Source organism: Solwaraspora sp. WMMD406 (genome assembly GCF_029626025.1).
Taxonomy (GTDB): Bacteria; Actinomycetota; Actinomycetes; order Mycobacteriales; family Micromonosporaceae; genus Micromonospora_E.
Genome location: NZ_JARUBF010000001.1, coordinates 3,207,328 through 3,225,147 on the forward strand (window position 1 = coordinate 3,207,328; position 17,820 = coordinate 3,225,147).

General features: G+C 68.5%; 24 protein-coding genes, 3 pseudogenes and 2 CRISPR repeat arrays. Of the genes and pseudogenes, 19 read left to right on the plus strand and 8 right to left on the minus strand.

The features are described 5' to 3' along the window. Positions 1 to 146: 146 nt before the first annotated feature. The 5 genes and pseudogenes from O7632_RS14380 to O7632_RS14400 all read left to right on the plus strand — a co-directional run. Positions 147 to 302 (plus strand): annotated as a pseudogene (locus tag O7632_RS14380) (CRISPR-associated endonuclease Cas1); the annotation flags it as partial. A 131-nt stretch (positions 303 to 433) separates the two neighbouring features. Further along, complete coding sequence (locus O7632_RS14385; protein ID WP_278114758.1) at positions 434 to 712, plus strand: CRISPR-associated endonuclease Cas2; 279 nt, start codon at positions 434 to 436, stop codon at positions 710 to 712. Beyond that, a complete protein-coding gene (locus tag O7632_RS14390) occupies positions 709 to 999 on the plus strand; it encodes a CRISPR-associated endonuclease Cas2 (protein ID WP_278114760.1) in 291 nt (96 codons plus the stop codon). The genes O7632_RS14385 and O7632_RS14390 overlap by 4 nt, the downstream gene beginning before the upstream one ends. A gap of 81 nt (positions 1,000 to 1,080) precedes the next feature. Then, entirely contained in the window at positions 1,081 to 1,380 is a 300-nt protein-coding gene (locus O7632_RS14395; RefSeq protein ID WP_278114762.1) for a type II toxin-antitoxin system Phd/YefM family antitoxin, read from the plus strand. Then, positions 1,377 to 1,619: a type II toxin-antitoxin system RelE/ParE family toxin gene (locus O7632_RS14400; protein ID WP_278114764.1), complete on the plus strand. Its 243-nt coding sequence runs from the start codon at positions 1,377 to 1,379 to the stop codon at positions 1,617 to 1,619. The genes O7632_RS14395 and O7632_RS14400 overlap by 4 nt, the downstream gene beginning before the upstream one ends. Positions 1,620 to 1,763: 144 nt before the next feature. Here the strand turns inward: O7632_RS14400 and O7632_RS14405 are convergent, their stop codons facing one another. After that, on the minus strand, positions 1,764 to 1,961 hold the full coding sequence (locus tag O7632_RS14405; RefSeq protein ID WP_278114766.1) for a DUF397 domain-containing protein: 198 nt from the start codon (positions 1,959 to 1,961) through the stop codon (positions 1,764 to 1,766). A gap of 2 nt (positions 1,962 to 1,963) precedes the next feature. Next, the gene (locus tag O7632_RS14410; RefSeq protein WP_347403629.1) at positions 1,964 to 2,203 is read right to left on the minus strand and encodes a Scr1 family TA system antitoxin-like transcriptional regulator; all 240 of its coding nucleotides are present in this window, start codon (positions 2,201 to 2,203) and stop codon (positions 1,964 to 1,966) included. Positions 2,204 to 2,214: 11 nt separating this feature from the next. Here O7632_RS14410 and O7632_RS14415 point away from each other — a divergent pair, with 11 nt between their 5' ends. The 5 genes from O7632_RS14415 to O7632_RS14435 all read left to right on the plus strand — a co-directional run bounded on the left by O7632_RS14415 (position 2,215) and on the right by O7632_RS14435 (position 4,299). Further along, positions 2,215 to 3,075 (plus strand): helix-turn-helix transcriptional regulator, encoded by an 861-nt coding sequence (locus O7632_RS14415; RefSeq protein WP_278114768.1) that lies wholly within the window; start codon positions 2,215 to 2,217, stop codon positions 3,073 to 3,075. Positions 3,076 to 3,089: 14 nt separating this feature from the next. Then, on the plus strand, positions 3,090 to 3,284 hold the full coding sequence (locus O7632_RS14420) for a DUF397 domain-containing protein (RefSeq protein ID WP_278114769.1): 195 nt from the start codon (positions 3,090 to 3,092) through the stop codon (positions 3,282 to 3,284). Between the two features lie 229 nt (positions 3,285 to 3,513). Beyond that, complete coding sequence (locus tag O7632_RS14425) at positions 3,514 to 3,828, plus strand: DivIVA domain-containing protein (protein WP_278114770.1); 315 nt, start codon at positions 3,514 to 3,516, stop codon at positions 3,826 to 3,828. 73 nt (positions 3,829 to 3,901) lie between these two features. Further along, positions 3,902 to 4,120: a hypothetical protein gene (locus tag O7632_RS14430; protein ID WP_278114772.1), complete on the plus strand. Its 219-nt coding sequence runs from the start codon at positions 3,902 to 3,904 to the stop codon at positions 4,118 to 4,120. Continuing rightward, positions 4,120 to 4,299, plus strand: coding sequence for a hypothetical protein (locus tag O7632_RS14435; protein WP_278114774.1), 180 nt, complete (start codon positions 4,120 to 4,122; stop codon positions 4,297 to 4,299). Before O7632_RS14430 ends, O7632_RS14435 begins: the two co-directional genes overlap by 1 nt. 170 nt (positions 4,300 to 4,469) lie before the next feature. Here O7632_RS14435 and O7632_RS14440 read toward each other — a convergent pair. From O7632_RS14440 to tnpA, 3 genes and pseudogenes are all read right to left on the minus strand, one after another. After that, positions 4,470 to 4,637, minus strand: a pseudogene (locus O7632_RS14440) (transposase); the annotation flags it as partial. A gap of 11 nt (positions 4,638 to 4,648) precedes the next feature. Beyond that, positions 4,649 to 5,477 (minus strand): IS5 family transposase gene (locus tag O7632_RS14445; RefSeq protein WP_278114776.1). Its coding sequence is split into 2 segments (ribosomal slippage): positions 4,649 to 5,135 and positions 5,134 to 5,477, totalling 831 coding nucleotides; the frame shifts between segments, so codons are not numbered across the junction. Positions 5,478 to 5,528: 51 nt separating this feature from the next. Next, positions 5,529 to 5,783 (minus strand): annotated as a pseudogene (gene tnpA, locus O7632_RS14450) (IS200/IS605 family transposase); the annotation flags it as partial. A gap of 25 nt (positions 5,784 to 5,808) precedes the next feature. Here tnpA and O7632_RS14455 point away from each other — a divergent pair. Both O7632_RS14455 and O7632_RS14460 read left to right on the plus strand, forming a co-directional pair. Beyond that, complete coding sequence (locus tag O7632_RS14455; RefSeq protein ID WP_278114778.1) at positions 5,809 to 7,005, plus strand: transposase; 1,197 nt, start codon at positions 5,809 to 5,811, stop codon at positions 7,003 to 7,005. Positions 7,006 to 7,076: 71 nt separating this feature from the next. Continuing rightward, entirely contained in the window at positions 7,077 to 7,205 is a 129-nt protein-coding gene (locus O7632_RS14460; protein ID WP_278114780.1) for a hypothetical protein, read from the plus strand. A 1,207-nt stretch (positions 7,206 to 8,412) separates the two neighbouring features. Here the strand turns inward: O7632_RS14460 and O7632_RS14465 are convergent. Beyond that, positions 8,413 to 9,687 carry a hypothetical protein gene (locus tag O7632_RS14465; protein ID WP_278114782.1) on the minus strand — a complete coding sequence of 425 codons (1,275 nt, stop codon included), beginning with the start codon at positions 9,685 to 9,687 and terminating at the stop codon, positions 8,413 to 8,415. A 365-nt stretch (positions 9,688 to 10,052) separates the two neighbouring features. On the opposite strand from O7632_RS14465, the gene O7632_RS14470 reads away from it, so the two are divergent. Continuing rightward, positions 10,053 to 10,415: a hypothetical protein gene (locus tag O7632_RS14470; protein ID WP_278114784.1), complete on the plus strand. Its 363-nt coding sequence runs from the start codon at positions 10,053 to 10,055 to the stop codon at positions 10,413 to 10,415. A gap of 58 nt (positions 10,416 to 10,473) precedes the next feature. On the opposite strand, the gene O7632_RS14475 is transcribed toward O7632_RS14470, so the two are convergent. Beyond that, positions 10,474 to 10,680, minus strand: coding sequence for a DNA-binding protein (locus tag O7632_RS14475; RefSeq protein ID WP_233605958.1), 207 nt, complete (start codon positions 10,678 to 10,680; stop codon positions 10,474 to 10,476). Positions 10,681 to 10,805: 125 nt separating this feature from the next. On the opposite strand from O7632_RS14475, the gene O7632_RS14480 reads away from it, so the two are divergent. From O7632_RS14480 to O7632_RS14500, 5 genes are all read left to right on the plus strand, one after another. Beyond that, positions 10,806 to 11,099 (plus strand): DivIVA domain-containing protein, encoded by a 294-nt coding sequence (locus tag O7632_RS14480; RefSeq protein WP_278114786.1) that lies wholly within the window; start codon positions 10,806 to 10,808, stop codon positions 11,097 to 11,099. 113 nt (positions 11,100 to 11,212) lie between these two features. Beyond that, positions 11,213 to 11,461: a hypothetical protein gene (locus O7632_RS14485; protein ID WP_278114788.1), complete on the plus strand. Its 249-nt coding sequence runs from the start codon at positions 11,213 to 11,215 to the stop codon at positions 11,459 to 11,461. Then, complete coding sequence (locus tag O7632_RS14490; protein WP_278114790.1) at positions 11,458 to 11,634, plus strand: hypothetical protein; 177 nt, start codon at positions 11,458 to 11,460, stop codon at positions 11,632 to 11,634. Before O7632_RS14485 ends, O7632_RS14490 begins: the two co-directional genes overlap by 4 nt. A 283-nt stretch (positions 11,635 to 11,917) precedes the next feature. Then, a complete protein-coding gene (locus O7632_RS14495) occupies positions 11,918 to 12,046 on the plus strand; it encodes a hypothetical protein (protein WP_278114792.1) in 129 nt (42 codons plus the stop codon). A 54-nt stretch (positions 12,047 to 12,100) separates the two neighbouring features. Next, positions 12,101 to 12,287: a CRISPR direct-repeat array (repeat unit 29 nt; unit sequence GTTTCAATCCGGCGCGGTTTTCGTGTGTC). Positions 12,288 to 12,438: 151 nt separating this feature from the next. Further along, positions 12,439 to 13,200, plus strand: coding sequence for a transposase family protein (locus tag O7632_RS14500; protein ID WP_278111118.1), 762 nt, complete (start codon positions 12,439 to 12,441; stop codon positions 13,198 to 13,200). A 12-nt stretch (positions 13,201 to 13,212) separates the two neighbouring features. Next, positions 13,213 to 13,761: a CRISPR direct-repeat array (repeat unit 36 nt; unit sequence GTTTCAATCCGGCGCGGTTTTCGTGTGTCTGGGGAC). A gap of 325 nt (positions 13,762 to 14,086) precedes the next feature. Here O7632_RS14500 and O7632_RS14505 read toward each other — a convergent pair. Next, positions 14,087 to 15,211 carry an SAVED domain-containing protein gene (locus O7632_RS14505; protein WP_278114794.1) on the minus strand — a complete coding sequence of 375 codons (1,125 nt, stop codon included), beginning with the start codon at positions 15,209 to 15,211 and terminating at the stop codon, positions 14,087 to 14,089. 155 nt (positions 15,212 to 15,366) lie between these two features. On the opposite strand from O7632_RS14505, the gene O7632_RS14510 reads away from it, so the two are divergent. Next, positions 15,367 to 17,757, plus strand: a complete 2,391-nt coding sequence (locus O7632_RS14510; protein ID WP_278114796.1) for a hypothetical protein — start codon at positions 15,367 to 15,369, stop codon at positions 17,755 to 17,757. Positions 17,758 to 17,820 lie beyond the last annotated feature (63 nt).

The following is a 17,820-nucleotide window of genomic DNA, read 5'->3' on the forward strand; positions in this document are numbered from 1 at the left end:
GCTTGCCGCTGCCGGTTCCCCGCAGGTCGTGACCTTCGCGCTCGTCCGGCTGTCCGTCGCGCTCGGCTAGGTGAGCCGCAGCGTCGAGACCGCCAGCAACCTGCCGATGCCGCTGACCCCGCTGCCGTGCCCGCGACCGCAGCCGCCGCGACGTGATCAACGCGCTGATCAACTACCGTTCGGCACTGCTGCGGGAAACCGTGCACGGGGTGATCCTCGCCGCCGGGCTCGACCCGTACCTGTCGTTTGCACACCCCGAGCCGGGGCGGCCCACGCTCGCCTTCGGCCTGATGAAGGAGTGACGGCCGGCGCCGTTGGAGAGCATTGTGTTGGCGACTTACCACCAACTGGTACGCCGCCAGGCGCTGCGGCTGCGCGGCTGGCTGCTCGACGAGCAGGGGCAGTACCGGCCGTTCCGTTGGAGGTGACCGTCATGCGGCCCAGCTGGTGGACCGTCACCTTCGACCTGCCCGACGACCGCGACCGCCGGCAGCTGACGACGCTGCTGCGCCGCCACGGCGTACGGGTGCTGTACAGCGTCTTCACCATCCACATCGGTGACGAGCACCTGGACCGGCTGCTCGCCGCCAGCGCCGAACGGTTCACCGGAGGCGGGCACCTGCTGGCCCTGCCATCCTGCCCGGACTGCGAAACCGCCGGGTACGGCGTACCGCTGGAAGTCCTCCCCGAGCAGGGCTGGGCCGGCTGGTGAACCGGCCGGTGCTCGTCGTCTACGACATCGTGAACGACCGCCGCCGTGCCGAGGTACGCGCCCGGCTCGGCCCGATAGCCGACCGCTTCCAGTACAGCGGGTGGCTGGTGCCACCGGAGGTCAACCTGACCGCGGCCCGGGTCGTCGCCGACCTCGCCGCAGTCGCCGGCCCGGCGGACCGAATCCACGGCCACGCCCCGTGCCCCGACTGCGCCCGCCGGGCCAGGTGGCTACCGGCCCGCCAGCCACACCGCCTCACCCGCCAACCCGGCTGGACCGCCCACTGAGCGTGAAGGGCCGCCCGAAACGGGGACGGGTGTCTCTCGTCAAGTAAGAGGCGGTACGGTACCGCGTGGTACAGTCCGTGCATGGAGAGGATCACGCTGCGGGAGTTCCGCGATGGTGCGGGCCGGGTGCTGGAGTCGGTCGAGCGCACCCGTGAACCGGTCGTCATCACCAAGTACGAGCGGCCGGTGGCCGTACTGGTGGGGATCGACGAGTGGGAAGAGCTCGAAGCGTTCCGGGACAGCAAGGACGCTGCGGTGATCGCCCGCTCCCGTGCCGAGGGGCAGTTCGTGCCGCTGTCAGCGGCGCTGGAGTCGCTCGGGGTCGATCCTCGGGAAGTCGAAGCGTTGCTGGCCGACCGCACCGACGGTGCGGCGGCGTGAAGGTTCAAGTCGACCGGGACGTGCTGGTCTGGCTGCACAAGCAGCCGCGCAACGTCTTCCTGACGGTCCTCGGCGCGATCCTTGACCTGGTGTCCGATCCTCTGCCGCAAAGTTCGACCGAGCTCCGTGACGGATCGGGCCGACGGCTGCGTGTTGGTGACTACCGGGTCCTTTACCGGATCGACGGCGACGACCTGATCATCCACGCGGTCGGCCACCGCAAGGATGTCTACTCCTGAATCAGCCTGCCAGCGGGTAAGCCGCCATCGGCCGCGACGGGGTCGGGACCGATGGCCGGTCGGGCAGCACCTTCTGCGGACAGGTGGGGCCGAGTAACTTCCGGCTGTCTCGACCGCCGATCGCCGTACGGGCGCAGGGCTGCTTCAGGCGTTGAACCCGTCGGTCTTGACCGCGCGGATGAAGGCGCTCCATCCGGTGGTGGTGAAGGTGAGGACCGGGCCGGTGTGGTCTTTGCTGTCGCGGATTGCGGTGGTGGAGGGGAGGCTGGCGACCTCGACGCAGGCTCCGCCGTTGTTGTCGCTGCGGCTGGACTTGCGCCAGGTGGGGTGGGGCGTGTTCATGATCAGCCTCCGGTGTCGTCAGCGATCCGCTGGATGAGGGTGCGGGACTCGACCGGGCCGAGTGCGGCGGCGGTGAGTCGTTCCCAGAGCCGAGTGTATGCCCGGACCGCGTCGAGGCCGTCGAGGTAGGCGGCGTCGGGGAGGGTCTCCACGTTGAGGTTCCTGGGGTGTCGGCTGCCCGTGATTGCCGGTAAGTTCGCTCGTTGCCGAGTGGTGGAACATTGCTGGTAGGTGGAACAGATGGGGTGTGGGGTTGAGTAGTCCGTTGGTGCGTCGGCGTCGGTTGGCGAAGGAGCTGCGGCGGCTTCGGGAGGAGGCCGGGCTGACCGCCGAGGAGTTGGCGCGGGCGGCGAAGATGTCCCGGCCGAAGCTGTCCCGGTTCGAGACGGCGGATCGGGTGCCGTCGGTGTCGGACGTGAGCGCGATCCTGGGTGCGTTGTCGGTTGACGGCGAGCGGTGGCACGAGCTGGTACGGATGGCGAACGACGCCGCCGAGCGTGGTTGGTGGGAGTCGTACGGGTCAGGAATGGGCCGGCGTCAGGCGGTCTACGCGAATCTGGAGCACGGTGCGGTGAGCATCCGTGAGTACCAGTCGTTTGTGGTGCCGGGGTTGTTGCAGGTGCCGGCGTACACGCGGGCGCGGTCGGAGTTGGCGTTCAAGCAGGCCCGGTTGCCGTCGGCCGACCTGGATCGGACGGTCGAGGCGAAGATGATGCGGCAGCGGATGTTGGCGCGGCCGGACGGTCCTCGGTACGAGGTGGTGGTCGAGGAGGTCGCGGTACGGCGGCCGGCTGCGCCGCCGGAGGTGATGCGGGAGCAGTTGCTGCACCTGGCGACGTTGGCCGAGGGGTCCGGCCGGGTGTCGGTGCGGGTGCTACCGCAGGGCGCTGAGCTGCGGGACTACTGGTTGCCGAGGTCGCCGTTCACGGTGTACCGGTTCGGCGGTGGTGATCCGGACGCGGTCGCGGTGGACACCGAAACGGTCGACCTGGTCTATACCGAGCCGGACGAGGTGGCGCCCTATGCGGATCTGTTTGGTCGGGTGTGGGAGTCGGCGTTGCGGGCTGAGGACAGCATGGGACTGCTCCGGGCTTTGGCTGGGGCGGGTCGGTGAGGAGAATCGAGAGCATGAGCAGCTTTCCAGCCACAGGTTGGCGCAAGTCCACGCGGTCCGGCGGCGACGACAACTGCGTGGAGGTGAACGTCACGGATGCTCGGGTGGGCGTCCGGGACAGCAAGGCGGGTCCGGCGGGTCCGGTCCTTGATTTCAGCCGTACGTCGTTTGCCTTGTTGATCCACAGTCTGCGTGCCGGACGGGGGTGACCTGCGCTAACGCAGCTGACTGAGGCCACACCGAGCGGTGTCCGGGGTTTCCCGGGCACCGCTTTCGTGTGTCCGGGTGGGGGAGACGGTGGTGGATGCCTCTTGCGTCGGGTGTCCTCCGGATGCATCCTGTAACGGTGCTGATGCCGGAACATTCCACTGATGCGACACTGTTTCGCGGTCTGCCGTCGTCTCGTCCGCGAGACGTGGTCGGTAGGTGGCGGTCGCGGTGACGGCGGAGAGCGGCGCGACAGCCGGGCAAACCGAGTCGTGGCAGGTCAGAGCGGTCCGGTTCGGCCGGCGGTGGCGCGGGTTGGACCCGCAGGAGGTGTACGCCTACCTGCACCAGGTCGCCGATGAGCTGGATCGGCTGGCTGGGTTGGCGGCTGGTGAGCGGGCCGAGGCCGAACGCCTCCGCGAAGGTCTCCGGCAGTGGCGGCAGCGGCACGTCGGCTGCCGGTTCAGCGACCCGCCGATCCGGCCGGATCTGTCGGTGGGCAGCGCCGGTCAAGCGCGCTACCCACCGAATCGGGGGCGGTGGTGAGCGTCGAACCCTGCCCCGCATGGGTGCGCCCCGGCTCATCTCACGTCCCAGGTCCAGTTTGGAGGAGGCTCGGATGACGCTGCACCGTCCCGTACGCCCGACCTGGATGTGCGCTGGTTGCGGCTTGCCGTGGCCGTGTCAGACGCGGCGGCGGGAGCTGTTGGCCGAGTACGCGGGCGCGGTGGTGTCGCTGTCGGTGTACATGGCGACGTGCCTGCTGGACGCGATGGCAGACCTGCCCGACTACCGGTGCGGCTACCTGTACTCGCGGTTCATCGGGTGGTGGCGCTGATGTCGGTCATCCGGCCCGGGGACGAGGACATGCACTTCGAGGACGGCTCGCACCGCTGGTACCCGTTCGACCCGGACGACCACGACCAGCAGGCGTGGGAGGAGCGGGTGCGCGAACACCAGCGGCAGCACCGTGAGGAGAACCCGCCCCGGCGGCGGTGGCGACGACGGTCGATCTGACCGCCGGGCTGAGCGCCGATGCCCGCGTTGAGCTGGGGTCGGGCCGCTGGCGGCAACCACCGGTCCGACCCCTACCCCCGCACTGCTACCGGAATGCGGGCCAGTGCTCCGGCCTTCATGCCGGGGGTGAAGGCCCGCGCTGGGAGGGCCGCCGGGGCCCGAGCAGTGCTCTAACCTGGCCGGTTCTGCTGCTCGATGTACTGCTTCACGATGCTCGGTGGCGCGCCGGTGACGGAGCCGGCGAAGTACGAGCCCGACCACAGCTTGTTGGCCCGGTAGAAGTGGCGTGCGAGGTCGGGGAACTCCTGCCGCAGGCGGCGCGACGAGACGCCCTTAAGACCGCATCTCGCTAGGGGTTGTTGCTGGTCAGCAGGTTCAGCTTGACGGCTCGGCGGTAGCAGATCACGGCGCAGGCCAGGGAAAGGAATCCGGCAAAGTGGGAAGCCTTGCGTTCGTAGCGGCGGGCCAGGCGCCTGAACCGGGTGACCCACTCCAAGCAGCGTTCGATGACGTAGCGGTACCGGCCCAGCCTCGTCGACGACTCGATGCCCTTGCGGGCGATCCGGGCGGTGATGTTGCGCCGTTTCAGCGTCTCCCGGCAGGACCGGTGGTCGTAGCCCTTGTCGCCGTGCGGCTTGCCCGGCCGCTTACGGGGGCGCCCGACTGGCTGCCGGACCGGTCGTACCGCGTCAAGCGCATCGTCGAGAACCTTGTGATCGTTGACGTTTGCGGCGGACACCACCACGGCCAACGGCAGACCCCGCCGGTCGGACACCGCGTGGATCTTGGAGCCGGGCTTGCCCCGGTCTACCGGGCTGGGCCGGTCAGGTCCCCCCTTTCACCGCCCGCACGTGCATACCGTCAACACTCGCCCTAGACCAGTCGATCTGCCCAGCCAGGCCGAGCACGTCGAGCATCGCCCGGTGCAGGGCGTCGAACACCCCGAGTGCGGTCCACTCGGTGAACCGGCGGTGCGCCGTCGGCCGGGAGATCGGGAACGACGCCGGCAGAGCCGCCCACGCACAGCCGCTGCGCAGCACGTACAGGATCGCGGCGAGCGCGACCCGGTCATCGGTACGCGGGCGGCCACCGCCCTGATGGCGTTTCGGGTGTTCGGGCAGCAACGGTTGCGCGAGCTGCCACAACGAATCCGGACAGTACTTCTCGACATCACTCACACCGGTACAACGAACGACCCAGCCAACCAACAACCCCTAACGAGATGCGGTCTTAAGTGAGTTGACCAAGCGGGAAACGGCGACTTTGGGCGGGTGGTCGACCAGCAGGTGGACGTGGTCGTGTCCGCCGTTGAACTCGACCAGTTCGGCCTCGAAGTCGGCGCACACGTCCCGCATGATCTGTTCCATCCGGGTCAGGTGCCGGTCGGCGAACACCTCGTGCCGGAACTTCGTGACGAAAACCAAATGGACGTGCATCGCGAAAACGCAGTGCCTGCCGGTACGGACACCCTCAAGTTCTGCCATAGACCAACATGATATCGTGTGTCTCGTGCAGCTCCGGTACCAGTTCCGGGTCTATCCGACACCCGACCAGCAGATCGCGCTGGCCCGGGCGTTCGGATGCGCCCGGGTGGTGTTCAACGACGGGCTGCGCGCACGCCAGACCGCACGCGAGCAGGGTCTGCCGTACATCTCCGACGCCGAGCTGTCGAAGCGGGTCATCACGCGGGCCAAGACGACACCCGAGCGGGCGTGGCTGGGCGAGGTATCCGTCGTGGTGTTGCAGCAGGCCCTCGCGGACCTGAACACCGCGTACCGCAACTTCTTCGCCTCGATCTCAGGCAGACGCAAAGGTGCGAAGGTGGCACCGCCCCGGTTCCGGTCCCGTAAGGACAACCGGCAGGCTGTCCGCTTCACCCGCAACTCCCGGTTCACGGTCCTGGACAACGGCCGTCTGCGGCTGCCGAAGATCGGCGACCTCGCGGTCCGCTGGTCGAGGTCGTTGCCGTCGGACCCGTCGTCCGTGACGGTCATCCGGGACGCCGCCGGCAGGTATTTCGCCTCGTTCGTCGTCTCGTCCACGGACGAGCCGCTGCCGCCGACCGACGCCGAGGTGGGAATCGACCTCGGGCTGACGCACTTCGCGGTCATGTCGGACGGCACGAAGGTCGCCGCACCCCGGTTCCTGCGCCGCGCGGCCCGCAAACTCAAACGGCTGCAACAGGCCCTGTCCCGCAAACAGCGCGGGAGTCAGAACCGCAAGAAGGCTGTTGTGAAGGTCGCCAGGGCACACGCCCGGGTGGCCGACACCCGGCGGGACTGGCAGCACAAGCTGTCCACGAACGTGGTTCGCGAGAATCAAGCGATCTATGTCGAGGACCTGTGCGTCACCGGTCTCGGCCGCACGAGGCTGGCGAAGTCCGTCCACGACGCCGGATGGTCGTCGTTCGTGGGCATGGTGGAGTACAAGGCGGCGAGGTACGGACGAACCTTCGCCCGGGTGGACCGGTGGCTCCCGTCCACCCGGATGTGCTCGGACTGTGGCCGGATCGAGGAGAAGATGGCGCTCGACGTCCGGTCGTGGGTGTGTCCGTGTGGCGGTCACCACGACCGGGACGTCAACGCGGCGATCAACATCAAGGCCGCCGGGCAGGCGGACTTCAACGACCGTGGAGCGCGGGTAGGACCGGGACCCGTCCCGGCACCGCGCGGTGAAACGGTAACCCACCAGAACACAAGCGCGTGACACGCGCGGTGTGGCTGGAATCGCCGCCGTTTAGGCGGCGAGGATGTCAAGAGAGAAGGCAGACGACGATCATGGGCGTCTGCGCGTTGACCAGCGCCGCGTTACTCGGTTTCCTGGCCGGGCTATTCCCGTTTCGGGTCAAGAGCCGCTGGTGCCCCAAGTGCGGCGAGCTGACCACCACCCCACCGCCGCCACGCTGACACTCAGCCTCGAAATTCGGCTCGGGTCTACTCATCCTTGATGTCTTGGTGCCGGTTCTATCTGGCGCGGTTTTCGTGTGTCCGGGGACCGGTCGTGACGAGCAACGCCGTCAACTCCGCCATCCTGTTTCAATCCGGTGCGGTTTTCGTGTCCGGGGACGGAGGAATCTTTGCGGTGGAATTCTTCCACCGAGAGAAGTTTCAATCCGGCGCGGTTTTCGTGTATCCGGGGACTAGAAGGTCAAGACGAGGGTCGCCGCGCTCGAGCGGTTTCAATCCGGCGCGGTTTTCGTGTGTCCGGGACCCAGTCACACCTGCCCGAAAGGCACGGTACCCGAAATTTTCAATCCGTCGCGGCTTTCGTGTGTCCGGGGACCCTGAGCCCTTGGAGGGGCCATGCGTTACACCGTGGTTTTAGTCCGGCGCGGTTTTCGTGTGTCCGGGGACCGGTGGGATGGACGTGCTGGACAGCACGGACGGCCAGGGTTCAATCCGGCGCGGTTTTCGTGTGTCCGGGGACTCCATCCTCCTGCGGGAAACCGGCGAGGCCGTCAGTTTCAATCCGGCGCGGTTTTCGTGTGTCCGGGGACCGTGTCCGAAATGTCGGCCGGTCTGAGCTGGGCAAACAGGTGACTCGGAGGGCAACCTCATGATCATCATGATCTTGGTGCCGGCTTAGTTGATCTCCGTAAGGTGAGTTTTCGCAGGTCGGGCTTACTTTGGGATCTTTCCGCCAACCTCCCCCGGATCCCGGGCGTGTCGGAGGTTGTCGCAATCGACATTTCGCCACAACTCCGGCACTTAATCTTGCGTACATCGATGTGCTGTCCGTCCTTGATGGATGCTGATGGGCTCGGCGTGGCTGTCTCACCTCCCGTCCGGTAGTCGCCGACAGGCCGATGTGGAAATTGTCGCTCACCGGGTTGGCTCCGGCAAGAGGAAACGACTCGTCCTCGGGCAGCGGATCAGCGGACCGTACGTCGTGCTGCTGTGCAACGAGATACGGGTCGGGAGCTGCTGGCCAGGCGTTGATCGGCCACAGATGCTCCGAGTCGGGAGCTTCAAGCAAGCTGTGTCAGACAACTGACGCTGGTGGAGTCGGAGAGACGGGGCCAGAGCAGAGCCTGTCGGCTCCCGTTGTGTCGCAGTATGCCGACGGCGGCGTTTGATCATCACCCCGGCTCGTGCAGTGCTTCGGCTCGGCGTGTTACGCGGCGAGCATTTCTGCCAGCCCTCGGGCCTCCGGAGCGGACCGAATCGGGCCTGGCACCTTGCGGTAGAAGTCGACGGCGCGGCTGCGAGTGAGGCCGGTGCGTTGGTGGGCGGGGGCGTCGGCGAGCGCAGCGGCTGCCGACTGGCAGGCGCCGATGGTGTCGCCGTCGCGGTGCTGGCAGGTGGCGGCGTCGATGCGTAGCAGAGTGCGGGTGAGTGTGCTGGTCGGGGCCGACAGGGCGAGCGCGTACGTCTGGCTTTCGCGGGCACGACTCGTCTCGCCGAGCGCGCTCAGGGCGTGGGACAGGTGGACGTGGTGCTTCTGCTCGCAGTGGCCGAACCAGGAGTCGGCTCGCTCCGATTCGGGCAGGGTGTCGGCGAGCTGGTCGGCGTCGCGCAGTGCCGAGTTGGCTTCGTCGCGGCGTCCAGCGAGAGCGTAGGCGCGGCCTGCGACGGTTGCGGCCAGGGTCGCGGCGGCGGTCGGTCCCTGGCCAGCGGTCCGGCGTGCCTGCTCGGCGAGCTCGGTTGCTGCCTGCGGCGCGCCGAAGTTGAGCGGAACCATCGCCTTGCGGGCCAGGACCCAGGCGTGCAGCGACCGGTCGCCGGACTCCGCGGCGGCGCGGGCCGCGGTGCCGAACCAGGCGTACGCCTCACGCCGGTTGCCGAGGTCGTGCAGGACGACTGCGGTCATCCCGCCGAGTTGGCCGGTGATCCTGGCCAGCGCGACCCGGGTGGTGGCCGGCTGCGGACGCTGGAGCAGCTGGGTGACATCGGCGAAGTCGGTGAGCAGGTCGGCGAGGACGTCGGTGGGGACACGTCCGCCGTACCCGAAGCTGTGTTGCTCTGTGGCCGCTTTCAGCCGCGAAAGGTCGGCCGGGCCGCCGACGGACAGCGCACGGTCGGCGGCGGCCAGGACGTCCGCGACGTGGTTCAGCGGGGCAGCGGTCAAGCCGGCGGCGAGGGCCGTACGCAGAAGCTCACGGCGGTACATGGACTCATCCTCCCTCGCGGAACGTGTTTCTGCCGCGATGTCGTTGGCGTCGTCCTCCCAGGATCGGGCAGCGAGGCCGAGCATGGCACCGGGGATGCGGAGTCCGTCGGCGATACGTTCGATGGTATCGATGCCCGTGACACGGCCTTCGCCTCGTGCGATCAGGCTGACTCGCTCAGCCTTGAGGCCGGTGGCGGCGGCGATGGCGTTGAAGCTGAGCCCTGCTGCCTTCGCCGCGCTGAAGACGGTGCTGAAGGTGCGGGTTGCGAGGGCTTCCACGACGCGCCGGTCACCGAGCAGGCGGCGAGGTAGCCCACGAGGCGATGTCGACGGGTCCACGCGACTCCTCGAACTGTGATCATGCCGATCGATGCGCTATATCGCTTCTTGTGAGATTAGGTGACCCCCTGTAATGAGAGCCCCATCGTGGGGTTACCAGCGATGAGGTTGGTGCTGTCTAGTTTCCGTAGTCGCAGCCAGACCACAGATGGAGTCCTCCGGCAGTCCTCCCGGTCCCGGCCGTCCGTGACTGATCTCGAAGGCACGAAACGCAACCGCCGGCCGCACCGCTTCGCGGTCTCAGCCGACACGCACTTCTCCGTCCGAAGAGATTCCCGACGGTCCTTCCCGCGAAGGAGAGAAGCTTGAACAGGAACCAGGTTCCCGACAACAGGTACCAACGGACCCGACAGCCCATGGTCAACGCGGGTCCGACGCCGGATCGGCCGCCGTTGCCGCGACGGACGCCGGGGCAGACGGACATCGGGCGTGATCCACGTTTCCGGTTGCTCGCCGCCCGTGGGGCGGCGGCGGCACCTGACGGTGACCCGCAACGGACGCCCTTGGATGGTGTGGCGGCGGCGATGCGGAACCGGCCGGACGCGGATGTGCTGGCCCAGGCGCGGGAGACCGTCGCCGAGCACATGCCGATCCGGTTGGCCGAATGCCGAGCGTGCGACGTGCCGGCGCGCGCCGCGACAGGTTACGACGTACATGGAAGAACGTAGATCAGTACTTCGCCCGAGCCGGCCGGGTCCGCGCTGCCGATTCGGAGGGTGGAGAAGGCTACTCGTCGGCGTCCGGGCGCGGCGGCCGGTTGTGCTTCGCCCACTCGGTGATCTCGGCGGCGAGGTACACCTTCATGCCGCGTAGCTCCTGGTAGGGCTTCGGAAAGCCGGGTCGGCGGGCGATCTGTTGGAACCGCTGCCGAGACACGCCGAGGTACTCGGCGATCTCGTACGGACCCATCAACTCGCCCGGTCCTCCGGTCATGAGCCGAACGGTAGGCATGTTCGGGTCTACCCAATCGGACCTACCCTATTGACTACTCCTGCAAGTGTGGCTCATGATTCGCGTGTGCCAGCAGGGATCGGGAGACGCGGGATCGGGGTTGCGCCGTGTTCGAGGGCGTGGGGCATCAGGTCGAACCGCACCAGGTCAGGGCGGTCCGGTTCGGGTCGCGGTGGCGTGGGCTGGACCCCGACGAGGTGTACGTCTATCTGGGGCTTCTCGCCGACGAGCTGGATCGGCTGGTCCGACAGAGCGATGCCGCTCGGACCGAGTCCGAACGGCTCCGGGAAGGACTGCGGCAGTGGCGGCAACGGCACATCGGCTGCCGGTTCGACGACCCGCCGCCGGCATCGGGTGATCCGGAGCCTGGTCGGCAAACCCGGAACAGGGGTCGGTGGTGAGCGGCGGAGCTCGCTGGACGATCCACGTACCCACCCCTGGCCAGACGAGGCGGCCCCGAGCGGCGCGGACACGCCAACCCGGGGCCTTGATCGGACACGGGAGGTCCGACCCGATGAATAGTTTCCCCGCCCCACCGGACGAACTCGCACCCGCCCGGCTGATGGCGCTCTACCCGCCCGGCAAGAGCCCTGTCATCGACCGGGCGGAGAACGCGCTCCGAGCGTTCGAGGCCATCGACCGGCCCAGCGCCGAACGTCTGCTGTCCATGTGGGCACACACTCCGGAGTTGTCTCGCCGGGAGCGAGCCGCCGTGCTCGCCCGGTTCGATCCCACTGGTTCGAGCGGAGGGCGTACGTCGTGACGATCCTGGTGATCGGCCCGCGCGAGCTGCCGAAGACGGACACGGTGGAGGTGTGGTGTGACGCGGGTTCCGGCGGGACGGGGCAGCGCATCATGGTCTCCGTGAAGCTGCTGACCCTTTCCGGGCGCGACCGCGGGGAGGGCCGAACGGCGCTGTACGAGTACAAGTCGTAACTACTGCCGGGAGTGACCGAACCGGGCCAATTTCTGGCCGGGCGTTCCGTCATCCGTGTGGGCGAGGCGGCCGGAACTGGCTCGGGCGGTTACGTCGTACGGTGCCCCGGCTCCATGGCCGTTCACTAGTGCCCAACGCCTACGCCAACGGGCATCGTACGGCCGCGCGCGCTCCGGGCTTCCGTTCCGCTTGGGCGACCCGGCGGACCTCGGGGGTCGGGTCGGTGGCGGCAACCACCGACCCGACCCCACCATCCTCATCCGTAGGGAAGGGCAGAGGATCATGGACATCTGCGCGTTGACGAGCGCCGCGTTGCTCGGCTTCCTGGCCGGCCTGTTCTCGTTCCGAGTCAAGAGCCGCTGGTGCCCCAAGTGCGGCGAGCTGACCACCACCCCACCACCGCCACGCTGACACCCAGCCCCAAAATTCGGCTCGGGGCTTCTCGTTACTCGCGTCTTGGGGCCTGTTTCAATCCGGCGCGGTTTTCGTGTGTCCGGGGACTGCGGCCCGCTACGTGGACCCCGCCAACCCTAGCGAGTTTCAATCCGGCGCGGTTTTCGTGTGTCTGGGGACTGGAGAGCTCTATCGGGTCGAAGGCAACTGAGACGGCCCAGGTTTCAATCCGGCGCGGTTTTCGTGTGTCTGGGGACGGCAGCCCTTACCGTTGTGGCGGGAGCGTTTGCAATGAGGCTTATTCAGCAGGCCTCCGACCCGCTACAGTAGACCCCCAATAAAAGGACGATCCGCTCTTCCGTAGGATGGAGTTACCACACAACATCACAAAGAAAAGCGGACCGCCGAACATGTATCATACCACTGGCTTCACCACGGACCAGATCCGCGACCTCTGCGTGCTGGTCCGAGCGGAATGCCAGGATCTGGATGTGGAGCCGTGGCCCCCGGTCCTTGGTCTCTACCGCGCTGTCGTCGTCGCGTTGACCTACATGCGTCGCAACCGCGTCCAAGCGGAGATCGCCGAAGCACACGGCGTCTCCCAGCCGACGATCTCGCGAGCGGTCACCGGCATCACCCCGGTCCTCGATCGCGTGCTGACGGAGTTCGTACCGACAGCCGACGACCTCAGCCCGACCGACCAGTACATCGTCGACGGCACCCTGCTTCCCTGCTGGTCATGGCGCACGCACCGCTGTCTGTACTCCGGCAAGCACAAGACCACGGGCATGAGCGTCCAGGTCGCCTGCACCCTCGACGGCGCGCTCGCCTGGATCTCCGATCCCGTCACCGGCAACCACCACGACTCGTACGCGATCAACGACACCGGGGTCCTCGTCACCCTGAATCCCGGAGACTGGATCGGTGACAAGGGCTACGTCGGCAACGGCATGATCACCCCGTACAAGAAGCCCAAAGGTGGCGAGCTCGCGGAATGGCAGAAGGAATACAACAGGCAGGTCAACAAGATCCGCTGGGTTGTGGAACAGGTCGTCGCGAACCTGAAGACATGGCGGATCCTGCACACCGACTACCGCAGACCGCTCGCGACCTTCACAGAAACGATCTCCTGTGTTATCGGGTTGCACTTCTACAGGATGGCCTGTGAATAGACCTCAATAGAGGTTTCAATCCGGCGCGGTTTTCGTGTGTCTGGGGACTTGCAAGTCCGAGCATGCCATCCGGCATTTCTCACGTTTCAATCCGGCGCGGTTTTCGTGTGTCTGGGGACACGATGAGCTTTTCTGACATGCCCCCTCATGAGCAGGTTTCAATCCGGCGCGGTTTTCGTGTGTCTGGGGACACGCGTGTAGAGGAAGGAGTTTCGCCCTCCCCGAATTGTTTCAATCCGGCGCGGTTTTCGTGTGTCTGGGGACCTGGGGACCAAGGTCCTTCTCGAACGCATGACGGCGATCAACACCGGTTTCAATCCGGCGCGGTTTTCGTGTGTCTGGGGACAGCTACGAAATTGAGGTTACCTGCCACGGAACCTCTAGTTTCAATCCGGCGCGGTTTTCGTGTGTCTGGGGACTGAGGGAGAAGGCGACAGCTGAGGGAAAGAAGGTTTCAATCCGGCGCGGTTTTCGTGTGTCTGGGGACATTCGGTCACGCTGATCTCGCCAAAGTCTGGCGCTTTGGTTTCAATCCGGCGCGGTTTTCGTGTGTCTGGGGACCGTGTCCGAAATGTCGGGCGGTCTGAGCTGGGCAAACATGGTGCTCCGAGGGCAACCTCATGATCATCGTGATCTTGGTGGCGGCTCGGATGATCTCTGTGGGGCGGGTTTCCGCAGCTCGGGCGTACTTTGGGATCTTTCCGCCAACCTCCCCAGGATCCCGGGCGTGTCGGAGGTTGCCGCAATCGACATTCCACCGCGACTCCGGCACCTAATCTTGCGTACATCGATGTTCTGTCCGTCCTCGATGGAGGCCGCTGGGCCCGGCGTGGCTGTCCCACCTCCCGTCCGGTAGTCGCCCACAGGCCGATGTGGAAATTGTCGCTCACCGGGTCGGCTCCGGCAAGGGAAACGGTTGGTACGAGTGGGTGTCCCGGTCGAACGAAAAGACCGTCCACCGCCCCGGATCCGGTGCCGCCAGGCGGGCACCCAACGCCAGCGAGATCGCCACCGAGCCGCTGAGGAACACCGCGTACCGGCCGGTGCGGGCCGCACTCGGCAACGCAGCGGCCAGCCACTCCCGGCGGGCCTGCTCCACCACCCCGGTATAGGTGGCCGCGTCCTCGGCCAGCAACGAACCCGCGCTGCGCAGCACCAACAGGTGACCGATGCCGTGTTGTCGGCAGGTGTCCCGTACCGGATCGGCGAACTGGCGCCCGAAACCCTGCAGATCCAGCGCGAGCGCCGCCCGCGACGGATCCCCGCCCGCCACGACCTCCAGGCTCGCCGACAGCGGAGCCGCCGCCGACTCGGTGGCCCGCAACGCCGTCGCCGCGAAATACGGGGGAGACCCGTCGGCCTGGCGGACGGCGTGGACCCGCACCTCACGCGAATGGGTGTGACCCAGCCGGGCCCCGAACCAGAACGCCAGATGCAGTGGCATCGTCGGGATCAGATTGACCCGGGTCGCCTCCGGCGTCAGCCGCTGCGCCAGCATCAACGCGTTGAACGTCTCATCCGCCAACTCCTCGACCCGAGACTTGTCCACCACCGGATCGCCGGACAAGGTGACCGCCGTCGCCACCGTCACCGCACACGTCGACCGGCTGAACTCCTCGGCCTGCTGCTCGTACTGCCGGGCCCTGGCCAGCCCGCGCCCGACGTCGCGCGCGGTCACCACGATCCCCACCTGCACCTGCCGGTGCGCCCGCTCCCGCAGCCCGAACCCGGCCACCAGCAGCGCCACCCCGGCCAGGCAGCCCACCACGAACCACCACCGGCCGGCCGCCTCACCGACCATCACCGACTTGGCCGCCTCGACACCGAACCCGCCGGCCAGCGCACCGCCGACCGCCACCGCCGCCGTCCCGTCCGACAACGCCGCCCGCAGCCCGCCCGCCCAGCCGTCCCGGTCACCGCCCGCCCCGCCGCCGGCTCGGCCCGCCCGGCCGCCACCGGTGGCCGAGCCGAACACCGTCAACCGTGGCCCGTCCCACCGATCGTCCGTCACCATGAGATCATCGACGCCACCCCGCCACTGTGGAACCCCACCGCCGGGACACACCGATGATCGGATTTCCGACACAGCGGATCTGGTCGCTGACTCGCTGGTAACGTCTGCCGGCTCAACAACATCATCGAATAGTGATCGGGATAGGACGGACCGTGTCCCCTTGCACTGTCTACCTGCTACACGCCGTCGGCCACGCCGACCTGGGCGTACCGCCGCCGGACACCGCCGGTGCCACCGACCTGCTCGCCCAACTCGCCCACCTGTCACCCGGCGACGACCGCGTCGCGGACATCCTGCGGCTACGCACCCCGCCGCAGACCACCAGCGACACCGCGCCGCTCGCCGCCGCACTCGCCGCGCTGCGGGCGGACCCCGGCCCGGCCGCCGCCGACCCCGAACCGGCCAGCGCCGCCGCCGTACACCTGGTGTTGGTCAGCACCGCGCGGGTCCGCCCGATCGCCGACGCGATCGCCGCCGCCCTCGACCACCAACCCGACCTGTACGGCGGACCGATCACCGCCGTCACCATCGCCGAAGCCGACAGCCTCGACGAAGCCGACATCGCCGCCAGCGTCACCCGCGTCTTCGCCGACCGCGCCGCCGGGGCCACCGACCGGGCGTACGTCGTCTGGGGCAGCGGCGCCACCCAGTCCGCCCTCGGCGCGCTCGACGCCGTGATCGCCTCCGGCCTGCCCTGGTCGCTGATCCGCATCGGGCCGACCGCCGCGCCCCGGCACGCCGTCTACGACCCCACCGCCGACCTGCCCGTCGACCCGGTCGTGCCGCTGCTGCGCCGCTGGCGCTACCACGACCTGCTCCGCGACCTCGCCGACACCGGCCACCTCGACCTCACCGCCGAGCAGCGGCGGATCATCGACGCCGAAGCCGACCAGTACGGCCAGGCACACACCGCGCCGACCGCCGGCCGGATCCGCGCCGCGATGGCCGCCGCGTTGATGCGCGGCGACGGCAGCAGCGGGTTCGCGGTCCGCGTCTACGTCGTCTACCGCTACCAGGAGCTACGCGTACACGACGGCACCCCGCTCGACCTGATCGACTGGGCGCGGCGGCGCAACGGCCGGAAGATCGCCACCCTCGGCGAAATGCTGCGGGCCGTCCGCGACGAACGCCACGACCCCGACGTCATCGCCGCCAAGGCCGCACCCAGCGGGCGGTGGCTCACCTCCCCGATCGTGGAGCGGCTCAACGAGATGGGCCGCGCCAGCGCCCACGAACTCGCGCCACCGCAGCCGGCGATGCTCGCCGCGCTGCGCGAACACCTCGCCGCCTACGACGCCGCCCGCCCCGACGACCCGCCGGCCCCACCCGGACTCGGGCCGCTGCCCCTCGTCCCCGGCGACACCATCTGCTACCTCACCGTCCTCGGTGACCCGCCCCGCGACGGCAGCCCGTTCGTCGTCGAACAGATCGCCGACGCCGCCACCGACCGCGCCCGCCGCGACGACCTCGACCCGGCCGTCCGCACCTACCTGGGGGTACCGGCCGGCCACCCGGTGCCGGTCAGCGCCATCGTGCTCGGTACCGCGTCGCGCACCTACCCGTACGCCCGGTCGGTCGTCGAGCGGCTGCGGGCCGCCGGACACCCCGCCGTCGCCGCCCCGGTCGCCGACGTCGGCACCGCCGCCGACGACCCGGCCGCGTTCACCGAACAGGCCGCCGCCGACCTGCTGCACCAGCACCTCGGCGGCGACATCGGGGCGATCGTGCTGATCCCCACCGGCCCGAAGGAACACGTGCTGACGTTGCTCGCCGCCGCGCAGCGGGCCGCCGCCGCCCGAGGCGTCCCGCTGTTCCTGCGTCAGCTCGTCACCCGCGACCGGGACGTGCTCACCGCCGGCACCCACCGGCTGCCGCTGCGGTTCGGCACCGACCAGGCGATCCTGACCGCCGCCAGCCACGCCCTGGACATCGCCGAACTCGACACCGCCGGCCGGCTGCTCGGCATCCTCGCCGTCGGGCTGCCGCTGAGCGCCCGCGCGGTGAGCCTGTCCGACGCGTTGCGCTGCGCCACCCGGCGGCTGCGCAGCTGGCCGGCGCTGATCCAGGCGACCGCCACGGCCACCGAGGACCTCACCATCGGCATGATCGCCGAACGGTTCGAGGTGTGGGCGGCGCTACCCGGCGTCGACACCGACACCGCCACCGGGATGCGGGCCGTCGTCGGCGCCTGCGCCAGCTTCGAGAACTCCCTCGACAACGAGCAGCTGAAAAGCGGCGTCCGGCAGAAGTTGCTGAAACCGATGTTCGAGGTCCGTAACCGGCTGACGATCACCCACGGCGACGGCCCGTTCGACGCCCGCGCGCTGGCCCAGCTGGTGCGGCAGCGTACCGGCGGGGCGCAGGACACCGTCAGCGGCCTGCTCGCCGCGATGGCCGCCGGAGTCCGCGACACCCTCGGCGACCGGCCCGGCGGCGGCCCCCGGCTGGCCGACCTCCTCGACGAGCTGCGCGCCGACGTACGGCGGCTGCGCGACGCCGAACAGGCCCGCCGGTCGGCCGTACGGCAGCACGCAGGCCCGTAGGTCGGCGCGCGCCGCGCCGCCGGTAGGCCGCGCGGTGCCGCACCGGGCGGAACCGGGCTCCGG

Excerpts from the sequence above, each read along its gene's own strand:
- O7632_RS14385 (WP_278114758.1), top strand. The coding sequence starts at position 434 with ATGCGGCCCAGCTGGTGGACCGTCACCTTCGACCTGCCCGACGACCGC.
- O7632_RS14395 (WP_278114762.1), top strand. The coding sequence starts at position 1,081 with ATGGAGAGGATCACGCTGCGGGAGTTCCGCGATGGTGCGGGCCGGGTG.
- O7632_RS14405 (WP_278114766.1), bottom strand. The coding sequence starts at position 1,961 with ATGAACACGCCCCACCCCACCTGGCGCAAGTCCAGCCGCAGCGACAAC.
- O7632_RS14420 (WP_278114769.1), top strand. The coding sequence starts at position 3,090 with ATGAGCAGCTTTCCAGCCACAGGTTGGCGCAAGTCCACGCGGTCCGGC.
- O7632_RS14430 (WP_278114772.1), top strand. The coding sequence starts at position 3,902 with ATGACGCTGCACCGTCCCGTACGCCCGACCTGGATGTGCGCTGGTTGC.
- O7632_RS14435 (WP_278114774.1), top strand. The coding sequence starts at position 4,120 with ATGTCGGTCATCCGGCCCGGGGACGAGGACATGCACTTCGAGGACGGC.
- O7632_RS14460 (WP_278114780.1), top strand. The coding sequence starts at position 7,077 with ATGGGCGTCTGCGCGTTGACCAGCGCCGCGTTACTCGGTTTCCTGGCC.
- O7632_RS14475 (WP_233605958.1), bottom strand. The coding sequence starts at position 10,680 with ATGACCGGAGGACCGGGCGAGTTGATGGGTCCGTACGAGATCGCCGAG.
- O7632_RS14485 (WP_278114788.1), top strand. The coding sequence starts at position 11,213 with ATGAATAGTTTCCCCGCCCCACCGGACGAACTCGCACCCGCCCGGCTG.
- O7632_RS14495 (WP_278114792.1), top strand. The coding sequence starts at position 11,918 with ATGGACATCTGCGCGTTGACGAGCGCCGCGTTGCTCGGCTTCCTGGCC.
- O7632_RS14500 (WP_278111118.1), top strand. The coding sequence starts at position 12,439 with ATGTATCATACCACTGGCTTCACCACGGACCAGATCCGCGACCTCTGC.